At 61.1% G+C, this 16,680-nt stretch carries 13 protein-coding genes, 1 other RNA gene and 2 pseudogenes; all 16 read left to right on the top strand.

Translation table 11 applies throughout. From position 1 onward, the window contains the following. Nucleotides 1-170: RNase P RNA component class A (gene rnpB / locus ACIQY3_RS34005), an RNA gene on the top strand; the annotation flags it as partial. A 446-nt stretch (nucleotides 171-616) separates the two neighbouring features. Then, the gene (gene mraZ, locus ACIQY3_RS34000; RefSeq protein ID WP_008147486.1) at nucleotides 617-1,072 is read left to right on the top strand and encodes a division/cell wall cluster transcriptional repressor MraZ; all 456 of its coding nucleotides are present in this window, start codon (nucleotides 617-619) and stop codon (nucleotides 1,070-1,072) included. Next, complete coding sequence (gene rsmH, locus ACIQY3_RS33995) at nucleotides 1,069-2,016, top strand: 16S rRNA (cytosine(1402)-N(4))-methyltransferase RsmH (RefSeq protein WP_403028981.1); 948 nt, start codon at nucleotides 1,069-1,071, stop codon at nucleotides 2,014-2,016. Before mraZ ends, rsmH begins: the two co-directional genes overlap by 4 nt. Then, a complete protein-coding gene (gene ftsL / locus ACIQY3_RS33990; RefSeq protein ID WP_403028978.1) occupies nucleotides 2,013-2,306 on the top strand; it encodes a cell division protein FtsL in 294 nt (97 codons plus the stop codon). The genes rsmH and ftsL overlap by 4 nt, the downstream gene beginning before the upstream one ends. Further along, nucleotides 2,306-4,045 (top strand): peptidoglycan D,D-transpeptidase FtsI family protein, encoded by a 1,740-nt coding sequence (locus ACIQY3_RS33985; protein ID WP_403028988.1) that lies wholly within the window; start codon nucleotides 2,306-2,308, stop codon nucleotides 4,043-4,045. Before ftsL ends, ACIQY3_RS33985 begins: the two co-directional genes overlap by 1 nt. Continuing rightward, nucleotides 4,045-5,508: a UDP-N-acetylmuramoyl-L-alanyl-D-glutamate--2,6-diaminopimelate ligase gene (locus ACIQY3_RS33980; protein ID WP_403028975.1), complete on the top strand. Its 1,464-nt coding sequence runs from the start codon at nucleotides 4,045-4,047 to the stop codon at nucleotides 5,506-5,508. The genes ACIQY3_RS33985 and ACIQY3_RS33980 overlap by 1 nt, the downstream gene beginning before the upstream one ends. Further along, the gene (gene murF, locus ACIQY3_RS33975) at nucleotides 5,501-6,868 is read left to right on the top strand and encodes a UDP-N-acetylmuramoyl-tripeptide--D-alanyl-D-alanine ligase (RefSeq protein ID WP_403028972.1); all 1,368 of its coding nucleotides are present in this window, start codon (nucleotides 5,501-5,503) and stop codon (nucleotides 6,866-6,868) included. The genes ACIQY3_RS33980 and murF overlap by 8 nt, the downstream gene beginning before the upstream one ends. Further along, a complete protein-coding gene (gene mraY, locus ACIQY3_RS33970) occupies nucleotides 6,868-7,950 on the top strand; it encodes a phospho-N-acetylmuramoyl-pentapeptide-transferase (protein WP_054045558.1) in 1,083 nt (360 codons plus the stop codon). The genes murF and mraY overlap by 1 nt, the downstream gene beginning before the upstream one ends. A 5-nt stretch (nucleotides 7,951-7,955) precedes the next feature. Then, a pseudogene (gene murD / locus ACIQY3_RS33965) lies at nucleotides 7,956-9,304 on the top strand (UDP-N-acetylmuramoyl-L-alanine--D-glutamate ligase). Next, on the top strand, nucleotides 9,301-10,518 hold the full coding sequence (ftsW, locus tag ACIQY3_RS33960; RefSeq protein ID WP_403028968.1) for a putative lipid II flippase FtsW: 1,218 nt from the start codon (nucleotides 9,301-9,303) through the stop codon (nucleotides 10,516-10,518). The pseudogene murD and the gene ftsW overlap by 4 nt, the downstream one beginning before the upstream one ends. Continuing rightward, nucleotides 10,508-11,578: an undecaprenyldiphospho-muramoylpentapeptide beta-N-acetylglucosaminyltransferase gene (gene murG / locus ACIQY3_RS33955; RefSeq protein WP_403028965.1), complete on the top strand. Its 1,071-nt coding sequence runs from the start codon at nucleotides 10,508-10,510 to the stop codon at nucleotides 11,576-11,578. Before ftsW ends, murG begins: the two co-directional genes overlap by 11 nt. Beyond that, nucleotides 11,571-13,031 carry a UDP-N-acetylmuramate--L-alanine ligase gene (gene murC, locus ACIQY3_RS33950; RefSeq protein WP_403028963.1) on the top strand — a complete coding sequence of 487 codons (1,461 nt, stop codon included), beginning with the start codon at nucleotides 11,571-11,573 and terminating at the stop codon, nucleotides 13,029-13,031. Before murG ends, murC begins: the two co-directional genes overlap by 8 nt. Then, nucleotides 13,028-13,996 carry a D-alanine--D-alanine ligase gene (locus ACIQY3_RS33945; RefSeq protein ID WP_054613560.1) on the top strand — a complete coding sequence of 323 codons (969 nt, stop codon included), beginning with the start codon at nucleotides 13,028-13,030 and terminating at the stop codon, nucleotides 13,994-13,996. Before murC ends, ACIQY3_RS33945 begins: the two co-directional genes overlap by 4 nt. Before the next feature lie 4 nt (nucleotides 13,997-14,000). Further along, complete coding sequence (locus ACIQY3_RS33940) at nucleotides 14,001-14,870, top strand: cell division protein FtsQ/DivIB (RefSeq protein WP_123509249.1); 870 nt, start codon at nucleotides 14,001-14,003, stop codon at nucleotides 14,868-14,870. 15 nt (nucleotides 14,871-14,885) lie between these two features. Further along, a pseudogene (gene ftsA / locus ACIQY3_RS33935) lies at nucleotides 14,886-16,144 on the top strand (cell division protein FtsA). 66 nt (nucleotides 16,145-16,210) lie between these two features. Beyond that, the coding region (locus tag ACIQY3_RS33930) for a cell division protein FtsZ (protein WP_403028959.1) at nucleotides 16,211-16,680 on the top strand (470 nt) is incomplete at its 3' end.

Raw genomic sequence — 16,680 nt, 5'->3', positions numbered from 1 at the left:
CGACGGGCAACAGGTCGTGGCTAGGTACACCCCACTAGGACCAAGTCCAAATAGGGTCCCAAGGCGTGGCCCGCGCTGGGACCGGGTAGGTTGCTAAAGATGTCCAGTGATGGCCATCGTAGACGAATGACTGTTCAAGACAGAACCCGGCTTACAGATCGACTCTCCACCTTATTTCTTTCCCTGCTTTAATCGTTGAGCAGGGCATCGGTAGTCACAAAATCCCTTCGTTTGTAATGACTGGCAGAGGGTTTTTGTGATATCGGTTAGCCAGTGATTCCGGCTATGCGCGAAATGCCTCGTTACATCGATTTCCCTCCTTACATAAACACCAGCAGACCCTCCGTCGTAATACCGAAAAAATCTTACTCTTAACAAATTACTTTAACTTTCGAGCGCAGCCATCAGTGCTGAATCAAGTTATTGAGCAAAAACATACGTCATATTCTCGTTACCCCTCCTTTTACGCTCCTAAATCTCCGTTCTGTAAGGCTTTTCCTTTAATCCGCGCCTTGACGGTGTGGTGGGCGCATTCCTATAGTGTGCGCAAGTGGCGGAAAGTGGCATGAAGTGGGTTTTTTGAGCTCAAAATGCTAAAAATTGGAGAAACGCAGACGTGTTTCGCGGAGCTAACGCAATCAGTCTCGATGCAAAGGGCCGTCTCGCTATGCCGAGCCGGTACCGTGACGAGTTGGTTTCGCGTAGTTCCGGTCAACTGATCGTCACCATCGATGCCGTTGATCCGTGTTTGTGTGTTTATCCCCTCGATGAGTGGGAAATTATTGAAACCAAACTGCGCGCACTGCCTTCGCTTCGCGAAGAGAACCGCCGCCTGCAACGTTTGCTGATTGGTAATGCCGTCGACCTCGAGCTCGATGGCAGTGGTCGTTTTCTGGTTCCGCCGCGTCTGCGCGAATATGCCAAGTTGGATAAGCGCGCAATGCTGGTAGGCCAACTGAACAAGTTCCAATTATGGGACGAGGATGCCTGGGATGCGGTTTCTGCCGCTGACCTGGCTGCTATTCAACAACCGGGCGCTATGCCTGATGAACTGCGTGATTTGATCCTGTGACTATTGATAGCGGCTTTAACCACATCACCGTACTGCTCGACGAAGCCGTGGAGGCTCTCGCCGTACGTCCTGATGGCTGCTATCTGGACGGCACGTTCGGGCGCGGCGGACACAGCCGGTTGATCCTCAGCCAGCTCGGCCCCGATGGTCGGTTGCTTGGATTCGACAAAGATCCTCAAGCGATTGCCACCGGGCAAACGCTAGCGGCCGAAGACGGCCGCTTTGTCGTTGTGCAGCGCAGCTTTGCCGAGCTTGGTTCGGAAGTCGTCGACCGCGGTCTGGCGGGCAAGGTCAGCGGTGTTTTGCTCGACCTTGGCGTCTCCTCGCCACAGCTCGACGACCCTGAGCGCGGCTTCAGTTTCCTCAACGATGGCCCGCTGGACATGCGCATGGACCCGTCTCGCGGGATCAGCGCTGCCGAATTCGTCAACACCGCGCCGGTGGAAGAAATCGCCCGGGTGTTCAAGGAATACGGCGAAGAACGTTTCTCCGGTCGCATGGCCCGTGCCGTGGCCGAACGCCGCGACATCAAGCCGTTCGAGCGCACCGCTGACCTGGCTGAAGTCCTGAAAGTCGCCAACCCTGCATGGGAAAAGGGCAAGAACCCGGCCACCCGTGCGTTCCAGGGCCTGCGCATTCACGTCAACAACGAACTGGGCGATCTGGAAGCCGGCCTCGAAGCCGCTCTGGAATGCCTGGAAGTCGGCGGTCGCCTGGTGGTGATCAGCTTCCACTCGCTTGAAGACCGCATCGTCAAACTGTTCATGCGCAAACTGGTGAAAGGCGAAGCCGACAACCTGCCGCGCAACCTGCCGGTCCGTCACGTTGCTTTCGAACCGAAAATCAAAGTCCATGGCAAAGCGCAGTCCGCCTCCGAGGCCGAACTCAAAGCCAACCCACGTTCCCGTAGCGCCATCATGCGCGTCGCGGAGAAGCTGCGGTGAGCAAGCTTTTCGCCAAGCCACTTCCCGGCGGAAGCTTTTTCATGCTGCTGCTGTTTGTTGGCGTGCTCGTGTCGGCCATCGGCGTGTCCTATGCCGCTCACTGGAACCGTCAGCTGTTGAACTCGCTGTACAACGAGTTGAGCGTGCGCGACAAGGCGCAGGCCGAGTGGGGCCGGTTGATTCTGGAGCAGAGCACCTGGACCGCCCACAGCCGTATCGAAGTGCTGGCCACCGAACAACTGAAGATGCGCATTCCCGGCGCCGCTGAAGTACGGATGGTGGCGCCATGATGAAACTCGAAGGCGCACTCTTCCCTTGGCGGTTCCGCGTGGTGCTGGGTTTGCTCGGCATCATGGTGGCTGCAATCTGCTGGCGCATCATCGACCTGCAAGTGGTCGACCGTGACTTCCTCAAAGGTCAGGGCGATGCACGCAGCGTTCGTCACATTCCTATTCCGGCTCACCGTGGTCTGATCACTGACCGTAACGGCGAGCCGTTGGCCGTGAGCACCCCGGTTACCACTCTGTGGGCCAACGCCAAGGAAATGCAGCTGGCCAAAGAGAAGTGGCCAGCACTGGCCGCAGCTCTCGGCCAAGACCCGAAAGCCCTGGCCGAACGCCTCGAAGCCCAGGCCAATAAAGAGTTCATCTACCTCGTGCGTGGGCTGACCCCCGAGCAGGGCCAATCGGTGCTCGACCTGAAAGTGCCCGGCGTCTACGGCATCGAAGAGTTCCGCCGTTTCTACCCGGCCGGCGAAGTTACCGCGCACATGGTTGGCTTTACCGACATCGACGACCACGGGCGCGAAGGCGTCGAGCTGGCTTACGACGAATGGCTGGCCGGGGTCGCCGGCAAGCGACAGGTCATCAAGGATCGGCGCGGCAGACTGATCAAGGATGTCCAGGTCACCAAAAACGCCAAGGCCGGCAAGCCCTTGGCGTTGTCCATTGACCTGCGTCTGCAATACCTGGCCAACCGCGAACTGCGCAACGCGATCATCGAGAACGGTGCGAAGGCCGGCAGCCTCGTAATCATGGACGTGAAGAGCGGCGAGATCCTCGCCATGGTCAACCAGCCGACCTACAACCCGAACAACCGTCGCAACCTGCAACCGGCGATGATGCGTAACCGCGCAATGATCGACGTGTTCGAACCCGGTTCGACCATGAAGGCGATCTCCATGAGTGCCGCCCTCGAAACCGGGCGCTGGAAGCCGAGCGACACCGTCGAGGTGTACCCGGGCAGCTTGCAGATCGGTAAGTACACCATTAAGGACGTCTCGAAGACCGAAGGCCCGGTGCTCGACCTGACCGGCATCCTGATCAACTCCAGTAACGTCGGCATGAGTAAGGTCGCGTTCGATATCGGCGGCGAAACCATTTTCCGTCTGGCGCAGAAAGTCGGCCTCGGCCAGGACACCGGCCTGGGCTTCCCCGGCGAGCGCGTCGGTAACCTGCCGAACTACCGCGAATGGCGCAAGGCTGAAACCGCCACGCTGTCCTATGGCTACGGTATTTCGGTGACGGCGATCCAACTGGTCCACGCCTTCTCGGCACTGGCCAACAACGGTCGCATCGCGCCGCTGACCCTGATCAAGACCGACAAGCCGCCGCAGACCACCCAAGTGATCCCGGAAAAAGTCGCGAAGACCATGCAAGGCATGCTGACCCAAGTGATCGAGGCCCCGCGCGGTGTGTTCCGTGCGCAGGTGCCGGCGTATCACGTGGCCGGCAAGTCGGGTACGGCGCGCAAGACGTCGGTGGGCGCCAAGGGCTACGCCGAGAATTCCTATCGCTCGTTGTTCGCCGGTTTCGGCCCGATGAGCGATCCGCGTTTCGCCATTGTGGTGGTGATCGATGAACCGACCAAGGCCGGTTACTTCGGTGGCCTGGTATCGGCGCCGGTGTTCAGCAAAGTGATGTCCGGGACCTTGCGCCTAATGAACATCACTCCGGACAACCTGCCACCGACCCAACAGGCCAACGCTACACCGGTCGTTCCGCTGAAAGCCAATGGAGGGCGCGGCTGATGTCTCTGAGTCTGAACAAGATTTTTGCCCACGCCGGTCGCGATCTGTTGATCCGCGAACTGACCCTCGACAGCCGCAACGTGCGGGCAGGCGATTTGTTCCTCGCCGTCCCTGGCGGCAAATTCGACGGTCGTGCGCACATTGCCGACGCGTTGCAACGCGGTGCGGCTGCCGTGGCTTACGAAGTCGAAGGCGCCACTGTGCTGCCGATTACCGATGTGCCGCTGATTCCGGTCAAAGGCCTGGCGGCGCAGTTGTCGGACATTGCCGGGCGCTTTTATGGCGACCCGAGCCGTCACCTGAATCTGGTCGGCGTCACTGGCACCAACGGCAAAACCAGTGTCACGCAATTGGTAGCGCAAGCGCTTGACCTGCTCGGTCAGCACTGCGGCATCGTCGGCACTTTGGGTACCGGATTCTACGGCGCGCTGGAAAGCGGCCTGCACACCACGCCGAACCCGATTGCCGTGCAAGCGACTCTCGCCGACCTGAAAAAGGCCGGCGCCAAAGCCGTGGCCATGGAAGTGTCTTCCCACGGACTGGATCAGGGCCGCGTGACTGCATTGGCCTTTGATGTGGCGGTGATGACCAACCTGTCCCGCGATCACCTGGATTACCACGGCACCATGCAGGCTTATGGCGAAGCCAAGGCCAAGCTGTTTGCCTGGAACGATTTGAAATGCCGGGTGATCAACCTCGATGACGAATTTGGCCGCGAACTCGCTGCTGACAAACGTGAGTCGCGCCTGATCACCTACAGCCTGGAGAACTCCAGCGCCTACCTTTATTGCCGCGAAGCACAGTTCGACGACGAAGGCGTGCGCGCCACGTTGGTCACGCCGCAAGGCGAACACCATTTGCGCAGCACCTTGCTCGGTCGTTTCAACCTGAGCAACGTACTGGCCGCGGTCGGTGCCTTGCTGGGTCTGGACTATGCGCTGGACGAAATCCTCAAGGTCCTGCCAAAACTCGAAGGCCCCGCCGGACGCATGCAGCGCCTGGGCGGCGGTACTCAGCCGCTGGTGGTGGTCGATTACGCCCACACCCCGGACGCGCTGGAAAAAGTCTTGCTGGCCCTGCGTCCACACGCCAAAGGCCGGTTGTTGTGCCTGTTCGGTTGCGGCGGTGATCGCGATCGCGGCAAGCGTCCGCTGATGGCTGAAGTGGTCGAGCGCTTGGCCGATGGCGTGCTGGTGACCGACGACAACCCGCGCACCGAAGATCCATCGGTGATTTTCGATGACATCCGCGCCGGTTTCACCGCTGTGGATAAAGTCACGTTCGTGGCGGGTCGTGGTCAGGCGATTGCGCAATTGATCGCCAGCGCTTCGGCGGATGACGTGATTGTCCTGGCCGGTAAAGGTCACGAGGACTATCAGGAAATCAATGGTCAGCGCCACGCGTTCTCCGATCTGGTCGAGGCTGATCATGCCCTGACCGCGTGGGAGGTGGCCCATGCTTAAAGCCTTGAAACTCAGCGAATTGACCAGCGTGCTGAATGCCCGCCTGGTCGCTGCCGACGCCAGTTTCGACGGTGTCAGCATCGACAGCCGTGCGATCAAACCCGGCCAATTGTTTATTGCCCTGACCGGCCCGCGCTTCGATGGCCACGACTATCTGAATGACGTTGCCGGCAAAGGCGCCGTCGCGGCACTGGTCGAGCGCGAAGTCGCCGACAGCACCTTGCCGCAACTCGTCGTGAAAGACACCCGCCAGGCCCTTGGCCAACTCGGCGCGCTGAACCGTGCTGCTTATAGCCACCCGGTCGCCGCAGTGACCGGTTCCAGCGGCAAGACCACGGTCAAGGAAATGCTCGCGAGCATCCTGCGCACCCGTGGTCCGGTGCATGCGACCCGTGGCAACCTGAACAATGACCTCGGCGTGCCGTTGACCCTGCTCGAACTGGCGCCGGAACACACCGCCGCCGTGATCGAACTCGGTGCTTCGCGCCTGGGTGAAATTGCCTACACCGTGGCCATGACCAAACCCCACGTGGCCATCCTCAATAACGCCGGGACCGCCCACGTCGGTGAGTTCGGCGGGCCGGACAAAATCGTTGAAGCCAAGGGCGAGATTATCGAAGGGCTGGAGGCCGATGGCGTCGCCGTTCTCAATCTCGACGACAAGGCGTTCGGCATCTGGAAGGCCCGCGCTGGCGGCCGCAAAGTGTTGACCTTCGCCCTGAACAACCCAAGCGCCGATTTCTACGCCAGCGACCTGGGCCGCGATGCCCGCGGCTGCCCGGCGTTCAACCTGCACAGTCCGGAAGGTGTGGAGCGGGTTCAACTGAACCTGCTCGGCACCCATAACGTCGCCAATGCCATGGCCGCCGCCGCTGCTGCCCATGCGTTGGGCGTGTCGCTGTTCGGCATCGCCACTGGCCTGGGCGCGGTGCAACCGGTCAAGGGCCGCACCGTCGCGCAACTGGCGACCAACGGCATGCGCGTGATTGATGACACTTACAACGCGAACCCCACCTCGATGTGCGCCGCCGTTGATATACTCGCCGGCTTTTCCGGACGCACCGTTCTGGTGCTCGGGGATATCGGCGAGTTGGGCGACTGGGCGGAGCAGGGGCACCGCGACGTGGGCGAATACGCCCGTGGCAAGGTTTCTGCGCTTTATGCGGTCGGTCCGATGATGACGCACGCCGTGAACGCATTTGGCCCGCAGGCCTTTCACTTCAGCACCCAGGCTGAGCTGATCGAGGCCCTGGGCGCCGAGCAAGATACAAACACCACTATTTTGATCAAGGGCTCGCGCAGCGCTGCGATGGAAAACATCGTCGCCGCTTTGTGCGGGTCCAGTCTGGAGAAACATTAATGCTGCTGCTGTTAGCGGAGTACTTGCAACAGTTCTACAAAGGCTTCGCGGTCTTTCAGTACCTGACCCTGCGCGGGATACTCGGTGTGCTGACCGCGCTGGTTTTGTCGCTGTGCTATGGCCCGTGGATGATCCGCACGTTGCAGAACCGTCAGATCGGCCAGTCCGTTCGCAATGATGGTCCGCAATCGCACCTGTCCAAATCCGGCACCCCGACCATGGGCGGCGCGCTGATCCTGTCGTCCATCGGCGTCAGTACTTTGCTCTGGGCTGACCTGAGCAACCGTTATGTCTGGACTGTGTTGCTGGTGACCTTGCTGTTCGGTGCCATCGGCTGGGTCGACGACTACCGCAAGGTGATCGAGAAGAACTCGAAAGGCCTGCCGAGTCGCTGGAAGTATTTCTGGCAGTCGGTGTTCGGCCTCGGCGCGGCGATCTTCCTTTATATGACCGCAGCGACCCCGGTGGAAACCACCCTGATCCTGCCGATGCTCAAGGACTACAGCATTCCGCTGGGCATTGGTTTCGTGGTCCTGACCTATTTCGTGATCGTCGGCTCGAGCAACGCGGTCAACCTGACTGACGGCCTCGACGGCCTGGCGATCATGCCGACCGTGATGGTGGGCGGTGGCCTGGGCATTTTCTGCTACCTGTCCGGTAACGTGAAATTCGCTGAGTACCTGCTGATCCCTTACGTACCGGGTGCGGGTGAACTGATCGTGTTCTGCGGCGCGTTGATCGGTGCGGGCCTGGGCTTCCTCTGGTTCAACACCTATCCGGCACAAGTCTTCATGGGCGACGTCGGTGCGCTGGCGCTGGGCGCAGCCCTGGGCACCATCGCGGTGATCGTCCGTCAGGAAATCGTTCTGTTCATCATGGGCGGCGTGTTCGTGATGGAAACCCTGTCGGTGGTCATCCAGGTGGCCTCCTTCAAGATGACCGGGCGCCGCGTATTCCGTATGGCGCCGATACACCACCACTTTGAACTCAAGGGCTGGCCTGAGCCGCGCGTGATCGTCCGATTCTGGATCATCACCGTGATTCTCGTACTGGTCGGCCTTGCCACCCTGAAGCTGAGGTAGAACGAGTGTCTCTGATCGCTTCTGACCAATTCCGCATCGTTTTCGTGCTCGGCAAGAGAGCGGCATGTCCCTGGTTCGCTTCCTGGCGAAGGGCGCCACGTCGTTTGCCGTGGCCGATACGCGGGAAAATCCACCGGAACTGGCCACGCTCAAGCGTGACTATCCGCACGTGGAAGTGCGTTGTGGCGAGCTGGACGTCGAATTCCTGTGCCGTGCCGACGAGCTCTACGTGAGCCCCGGCCTGGCGCTGGCGACCCCGGCCCTGCAGGCTGCCGCCGCCCGTGGCGTGAAATTGTCCGGCGACATCGAGCTGTTCGCGCGTAACGCGAAGGCGCCGATTGTCGCCATCAGCGGTTCCAACGCGAAAAGCACCGTCACCACCCTGGTCGGCGAGATGGCCGCTGCGGCGGGCAAGCGTGTGGCGGTTGGCGGCAACCTCGGCACGCCGGCGCTGGATTTGCTCAGCGACGACGTCGAGCTGTACGTGATGGAACTGTCGAGCTTCCAGCTCGAAACCACCGATCAACTCAACGCCGAAGTGGCGACCGTGCTCAACGTCAGCGAAGACCACATGGACCGCTACAGCGGCCTGCCGGCCTATCACCTGGCCAAGCACCGGATCTTCCGTGGGGCCAAGCAGTTCGTGGTCAACCGTCAGGACGCCCTGAGCCGTCCGTTGATGGGCGAGGGCCAGCCGTGCTGGACCTTCGGTTTGAGCAAACCTGATTTCAAGGCATTTGGCATCCGCGAAGAAGAGGGCGAGAGGTACCTGGCCTTCGAATTCCAGAACCTGATGCCGGTGCGTGAATTGAAGATTCGTGGCGCCCATAACCAATCCAACGCCCTCGCAGCGCTGGCCCTGGGACATGCCGTTGGCCTGCCGTTCGACGCCATGCTGTCGAGCCTGCGCACGTTCGCCGGCCTCGAACATCGCTGCCAATGGGTCCGTGACCTGGACGGCGTGAGCTACTACAACGATTCCAAAGCCACCAACGTCGGCGCCGCACTGGCCGCCATCGAAGGCTTGGGCGCGGACATCGACGGCAAGGTCGTGCTGATCGCCGGTGGCGACGGCAAGGGTGCCGAGTTCAAGGATCTGCACGATCCGGTGGCGGTCAACTGCCGCGCCGTCATTTTGATGGGCCGCGACTCCGACAAGATCGGCGAAGCCATTGGCGATGCCGTGCCGCTGATCCACGTCGGTTCGCTGGTCGAAGCGGTGGAGCAATGCCGCGCCGCTGCGCACCCGGGCGATGTGGTGCTGTTGTCGCCAGCCTGCGCCAGTTTCGACATGTTCAAGAATTACGAAGACCGTGGTCACCAGTTCGTCCGCGCTGTGGAGGATCTGGCATGAGCCTGCGAAATATCATCAAGCCGTATCCATCGCCGATCATCACCGGGCGCGGCATCGATCTCGACTTCCCGATGCTCGCCGGTTGCCTGGCGTTGATCGGCCTCGGGCTGGTCATGATTGCCTCGGCCTCGACCGAAGTCGCGGCGGCGCAGTCGGGCAGTGCGCTGTATTACATGATTCGCCACCTGATCTACATCGTGCTGGGCCTCGGTGCCTGCGTGATCACCATGATGATTCCGATCGCCACCTGGCAACGCCTGGGTTGGCTGATGCTGCTGGGGGCGTTCGGTTTGCTGGTGATGGTGATCGTTCCGGGGATCGGCCGTGAAGTGAACGGCTCGATGCGCTGGATCGGCTTCAGCTTCTTCAACGTTCAGCCGTCCGAGATCGCCAAGGTGTTCGTGGTGATCTACCTCGCCGGTTACCTGGTGCGTCGCCAGAAAGAAGTGCGCGAAAGCTGGATGGGCTTCTTCAAGCCGTTCATCGTTCTGCTGCCAATGGCCGGCCTGTTGCTGATGGAGCCGGACTTCGGGGCGACCGTTGTAATGATGGGCGCTGCGGCGGCGATGCTGTTCCTCGGCGGGGTCGGGCTGTTCCGGTTTTCCTTGATGGTGGTCCTCGCGGTCGCGGCGGTGGTGCTGTTGATTCAAGTGCAGCCGTATCGAATGGCGCGTTTGACCAACTTCGCCGACCCATGGGCCGACCAGTTCGGCGCCGGTTACCAGTTGTCCCAAGCCTTGATCGCGTTCGGTCGCGGCGAATGGCTGGGCGTTGGCTTGGGCAACAGCGTGCAGAAACAGTTCTACCTGCCGGAAGCCCACACCGACTTCGTGTTCTCGGTCCTGGCCGAAGAGCTGGGTGCCGTGGGTTCTTTGTGCACGGTCGCGCTGTTCGTCTTCGTGTGTATTCGCGGCATGTACATCGGTTATTGGGCCGAGAAGGCCAAGCAATTCTTCGCCGCCTACATTGCCTACGGTTTGTCGTTCCTGTGGATCGGTCAGTTCCTGATCAACATCGGCGTGAACGTCGGCCTGCTGCCGACTAAAGGTTTGACCCTGCCGTTCCTCAGTTATGGCGGCAGTTCGTTGGTGATCTGTGGTGCCTGTCTGGGCTTATTGTTGCGCATCGAGTGGGAGAGTCGAACCCACCTGGGCAGCGAAGAGACCGAGTTCCAGGAAAGCGACTTCGCCGAGGAGTCGACCCATGGGCGCTAACGTATTGATCATGGCGGGCGGCACCGGTGGACACGTGTTCCCGGCGCTGGCCTGCGCGCGCGAATTCCAGGCTCGCGGTTATACCGTGCATTGGCTTGGTACACCGCGTGGCATCGAAAACGATCTGGTTCCGGCGGCCGGTCTTGAATTGCATCGCATCAACGCCAGCGGATTGCGTGGCAAGGGCAAGCTGTCGCTGCTCAAGGCGCCGTTCATGTTGCTGAAATCAGTCTGGCAGGCGCGGACGATCATTCGTCGGCTGCGGCCAGTCTGCGTGGTCGGTTTTGGTGGTTATGTGACCGGTCCTGGCGGCGTCGCGGCCAAATTGTCCGGCGTGCCGGTCATCGTTCACGAGCAGAACGCCGTGGCCGGTACCGCCAATCGGTTGCTGATGCCGTTGGCCGCCCGAGTCTGTGAAGCGTTCCCCGACACCTTTACCCTGTCGGACAGCCGTCGGACCACCGGTAACCCGGTGCGCACCGAACTGTTCCTCGAAACACCGCGACCAGCCCTGGCCGGTCGCAAGGCGCGTTTGCTGATCCTGGGCGGAAGCCTGGGCGCAGAACCGTTGAACAAGTTGCTGCCTGAAGCTCTGTCGCAAGTCGCCGTCGACCTGCGCCCGGAAGTGTTCCATCAGGCCGGCAAAAACCACGATGAAGTGACTGCGCAGCGCTATCGCGAGGCTGGCGTCGAGGCGCAAGTGCAGCCTTTCATCAAAGACATGGCCCAGGCCTATGGCTGGGCCGACCTGGTGGTGTGCCGTGCAGGCGCGTTGACCATCAGTGAACTGGCCGCCGCCGGTCTGCCCTCGATGCTGGTGCCTCTGCCCCACGCCATCGACGATCACCAGACCCGCAACGCCGAATATTTGGCCCGTGAAGGCGCTGCCTTCCTGATGCCGCAAAGAACGACTGGCGCCGCAGATCTTGCCGCACGCCTGACAGAGGTCCTGATGCAACCGCAACGACTCAATGACATGGCCAACGCGGCCCGCCGACTGGCGAAACCCGATGCAACCCGTAACGTTGTCGACACCTGCCTGGAGGTGGCCCATGGTTGAGAATCAGAAAGCCATTCCGCAACCGGAAATGCGCCGCATCCGTCGCATCCATTTCGTCGGTATCGGCGGCGTGGGCATGTGCGGTATCGCCGAAGTGTTGTTGAACCTGGGCTATGAAGTGTCCGGTTCCGACCTCAAAGCTTCGCCGGTGACCGAGCGCCTGGAGTCTTTCGGTGCGCACATCTATATCGGCCACCGTGCCGAGAACGCCGCGAACGCCGATGTACTGGTGACGTCCAGTGCCGTGAACACGTCGAACCCGGAAGTCGCCACTGCCCTGGAACGCCGCATTCCGGTGGTGCCCCGTGCCGAAATGCTGGCCGAGCTGATGCGCTATCGCCACGGCATCGCCGTCGCCGGTACTCACGGCAAAACCACCACCACCAGCCTGATCGCCTCGGTGTTCGCGGCCGGTGGCCTGGACCCGACGTTCGTCATCGGTGGCCGTCTGAATGCTGCGGGCACCAATGCCCAGCTCGGCACCAGCCGCTACCTGATCGCCGAAGCCGACGAAAGCGATGCGAGTTTCCTGCACTTGCAGCCGTTGGTGGCCGTGGTCACCAACATCGACGCCGACCACATGGCGACCTACGACGGCGACTTCAACAAACTGAAGAAAACCTTCGTCGAATTCCTGCACAACCTGCCGTTCTACGGTTTGGCCGTGGTGTGCCTGGATGATCCGGTGGTGCGTGAAATCCTGCCGCTGGTCAAACGCCCGACGGTCACCTATGGCTTCGGCGATGACTGCGACGTGCGCGCTATCAATGTGCGTCAGCAAGGCATGCAGACTTTCTTCACGGTGCTGCGTCCTGATCGCGAGCCGCTGGATGTCTCGGTGAACATGCCGGGCAACCACAACGTATTGAACGCCTTGGCGACCATCTGCATTGCCTCCGACGAGGGTGTCAGCGATGAAGCCATCGTCCAGGGCCTGTCCGGGTTTCAGGGTGTCGGCCGGCGCTTCCAGGTCTACGGCGAACTGCCGGTAGACGGCGGCAACGTGATGCTGGTGGACGACTACGGTCATCACCCGACCGAAGTCGCCGCGGTGATCAAAGCCGTGCGCGGTGGCTGGCCGGAGCGTCGCCTGGTGATGGTTTACCAGCCGCACCGCTACAGCCGCACACGGGACCTGTACGACGATTTCGTCAATGTCCTGGCCGATGCCAACGTCCTGCTGCTGATGGAAGTCTATCCGGCCGGCGAAGAGCCGATTCCGGGCGCCGACAGCCGCAAGTTGTGCAACAGCATCCGCCAGCGCGGTCAGCTGGACCCGATCTACATCGAGCGCGGTGTCGACCTGGCGCCGATCGTCAAGCCACTGCTGCGTGCCGGCGACATCCTGCTGTGCCAGGGCGCCGGTGATATCGGCGGTCTCGCACCAAAATTGTTGAACAGTCCGTTGTTCGTGGGCGCGGTTGCCGCACCCACCGTGGGGAAGTTGAAATGACTGCTGCTTACGCCAACCTCGTCTCCACCCTCGCGCCGAAAGACTTCGGCCGCGTCGCCGTGCTGTTCGGCGGCAAGAGTGCCGAGCGTGAGGTGTCCCTGAAGTCGGGCAATGCGGTTCTCGAAGCGCTGCAAAGCGCCGGTGTGGACGCGTTCGGCCTCGACGTGGGTGATGACCTGTTGCAGCGCCTGCTCAACGAAAAAATCGATCGCGCCTTCATCATTCTTCACGGTCGTGGCGGTGAAGACGGCAGCATGCAAGGCCTGCTCGAATGCCTGGGCATTCCCTACACCGGCAGTGGCATCCTGGCCTCGGCATTGGCCATGGACAAGCTGCGCACCAAACAGGTCTGGCACAGCCTCGGGATTCCGACGCCACGCCACGCGGTGCTGAGCTCCGAGGCCGATTGTATTTCGGCGGCCACGGAACTGGGCTTCCCTTTGATCGTCAAACCGGCCCATGAAGGTTCAAGTATCGGGATGGCCAAAGTGACTTCCGCGTCCGAGTTGATCGACGCATGGAAAGCGGCCAGTACCTACGATTCGCAAGTGTTGGTCGAGCAATGGATTCAAGGTCCGGAGTTCACCATCGCCACCCTGCGTGACCAGGTGTTGCCACCGATTGCCCTGGGCACCACGCACAGTTTCTACGACTACGACGCCAAGTACGTGGCTTCCGATACCCAGTACCGGATCCCTTGTGGCCTGGACAGCACCAAAGAAAAAGAACTGATGGACCTCACGGCGAAAGCCTGTGAGGCGCTGGGTATCGCCGGTTGGGGCAGGGCAGACGTGATGCAGGACGCCGACGGGCAGTTCTGGTTCCTCGAAGTCAACACCGCACCGGGCATGACCGATCACAGTCTGGTGCCAATGGCGGCCCGTGCCGCCGGCCTGGATTTCCAGCAACTGGTTCTGGCGATTCTGGCCGCCAGCATTGCCGGCAACAACGAGCCGCGAGGTTAAGACCATGCAAGGCGCTCAGCTGAGACATCAGCCCTCCGCACCACCCGGCCGCAAGCCGGTGCCGCGGGGTGCCAGCCGAATGGTGGCCAAAGAGCCGATGTCTGCGCGCCTGCCGAAAGCCAATTTTGGTTTTCTGAAAGCCTTGTTCTGGCCGGTGCTGCTGGTCGCGCTGGGGTTCGGCACTTACGAAGGCGCGCAGCGCTTGCTGCCTTACGCCGACCGGCCGATCACCAAGATCAATGTGCAGGGCGATTTGAGTTACATCAGCCAGCAAGCGGTGCAGCAGCGGATCGCCCCGTACGTGGCGTCGAGCTTCTTCACCATCGACCTGGAGAGCATGCGCACCGAGCTTGAAACGATGCCATGGATTGCCCACGCCGAAGTGCGTCGGGTGTGGCCGGATCAAGTCGTGATTCGCCTGGAAGAACAACTGCCGGTAGCCCGTTGGGGCGACGAGTCGCTGTTGAACAACCAGGGCCAGGCGTTCACCCCGCGTGAGCTGGCGAACTACGAACACTTGCCACAGCTGTTCGGCCCACAACGGGCCCAGCAGCAAGTGATGCAGCAATACCAGGTGCTGAGCCAGATGCTCAGGCCATTGGGCTTCTCGATTGCACGCCTGGAATTGCGTGAACGAGGCAGCTGGTTCCTGACCACCGGAGCCGGCAGTGCCGGTCCCGGGATCGAACTGCTGCTGGGACGCGGCAACCTGGTGGAAAAGATGCGCCGCTTCATTGCCATCTACGACAAGACGCTTAAAGAACAGATTACGAACATTGCGCGCATCGATCTGCGCTACGCCAACGGCCTCGCTGTTGGCTGGCGGGAACCTGTAGCGCCCACGACAGCCCAACCCGCTGTCGCGAAGAATTAAGAAGAGGCAGGACCCATGGCAAACGTGCAAAGCGGCAAAATGATCGTCGGTCTCGATATCGGCACCTCAAGGTGGTGGCGCTGGTAGGCGAGGTCTCGGACGACGGCACGCTGGAAATCGTCGGGATCGGCACTCATCCGTCCCGCGGCCTGAAGAAAGGCGTGGTGGTGAACATCGAGTCCACCGTGCAATCGATCCAGCGCGCCATTGAAGAAGCGCAGCTGATGGCCGGTTGCCGGATCCACTCGGCGTTCGTCGGCGTGGCGGGCAATCACATCCGCAGCCTGAACTCCCACGGCATCGTGGCGATTCGTGATCGCGAAGTCAGCGCCGCCGACCTTGAGCGCGTCCTCGACGCCGCCCAGGCCGTGGCGATCCCGGCTGACCAGCGCGTGCTGCACACCCTGCCGCAGGATTACGTGATCGATAACCAGGAAGGCGTTCGTGAGCCGCTGGGCATGTCGGGCGTACGCCTGGAAGCCAAGGTCCACGTGGTGACCTGCGCTGTCAACGCCGCACAGAACATTGAAAAATGCGTGCGTCGCTGCGGTCTGGAAATCGACGACATCATTCTCGAGCAGCTTGCTTCCGCGTATTCGGTCCTGACCGACGACGAGAAAGAGCTGGGCGTGTGCCTGGTGGACATCGGCGGCGGCACCACCGACATCGCGATTTTCACCGAAGGCGCGATCCGTCATACCGCGGTGATCCCGATTGCGGGCGACCAGGTGACCAACGACATCGCCATGGCGTTGCGCACCCCGACCCAGTACGCCGAAGAAATCAAGATTCGCTACGCCTGCGCCCTGGCCAAACTGGCCGGTGCCGGTGAAACCATCAAAGTGCCAAGCGTTGGCGACCGTCCACCGCGCGAGCTGTCCCGCCAGGCCCTGGCCGAAGTGGTCGAACCGCGCTACGACGAGCTGTTCACGCTGATCCAGGCCGAACTGCGTCGCAGCGGCTACGAAGACCTGATCCCGGCCGGCATCGTGCTGACCGGCGGTACGTCAAAAATGGAAGGCGCGGTCGAACTGGCCGAAGAGATTTTCCACATGCCGGTCCGCCTGGGCGTGCCTCATGGCGTCAAGGGTCTGGATGACGTGGTGCGCAACCCGATTTATTCCACTGGCGTTGGCTTGTTGATGTACGGCCTGCAAAAGCAGTCCGACGGGATTTCGTTCTCGGGCATCAGCAGCCGCGACAGCTATAGCAATGAAGAAGCCAAACCCGCGTTGCTCGATCGCATCAAGAGCTGGGTACAAGGCAACTTCTAAAGAATTACCGCAGCACCGCAACAAACGCAGTAGGCGAAAAAACTAGAGAATGTAAGGAGAGGGAAAATGTTCGAACTCGTAGACAACATCCCCGCAAGCCCGGTTATTAAAGTTATCGGTGTTGGCGGTGGCGGCGGAAACGCCGTAAATCACATGGTCAAGAGCAACATTGAAGGCGTTGAATTCATCTGCGCCAACACTGATGCTCAGGCGCTGAAATCCATCGGCGCGCGGACCATCCTGCAATTGGGTACCGGTGTGACCAAAGGTCTGGGCGCCGGCGCCAACCCTGAAGTAGGTCGTCAGGCCGCTCTCGAAGACCGTGAGCGCATTGCCGAAGTCCTGCAGGGCACCAACATGGTGTTCATCACCACTGGCATGGGCGGCGGTACCGGTACCGGTGCTGCGCCGATCATCGCCGAAGTGGCCAAGGAAATGGGGATCCTCACCGTTGCGGTGGTGACTCGTCCGTTCCCGTTCGAAGGCCGCAAGCGTATGCAGATCGCCGACGAAGGGATCCGTCTGCTGTCTGAAAG

The organism is Pseudomonas sp. NPDC096950 (assembly GCF_044762525.1).
In the GTDB taxonomy this organism is placed as follows: domain Bacteria; phylum Pseudomonadota; class Gammaproteobacteria; order Pseudomonadales; family Pseudomonadaceae; genus Aquipseudomonas.
Note: the sequence above shows the minus strand (reverse complement) of the source record. Positions and strands in the feature narration are given on the sequence as shown.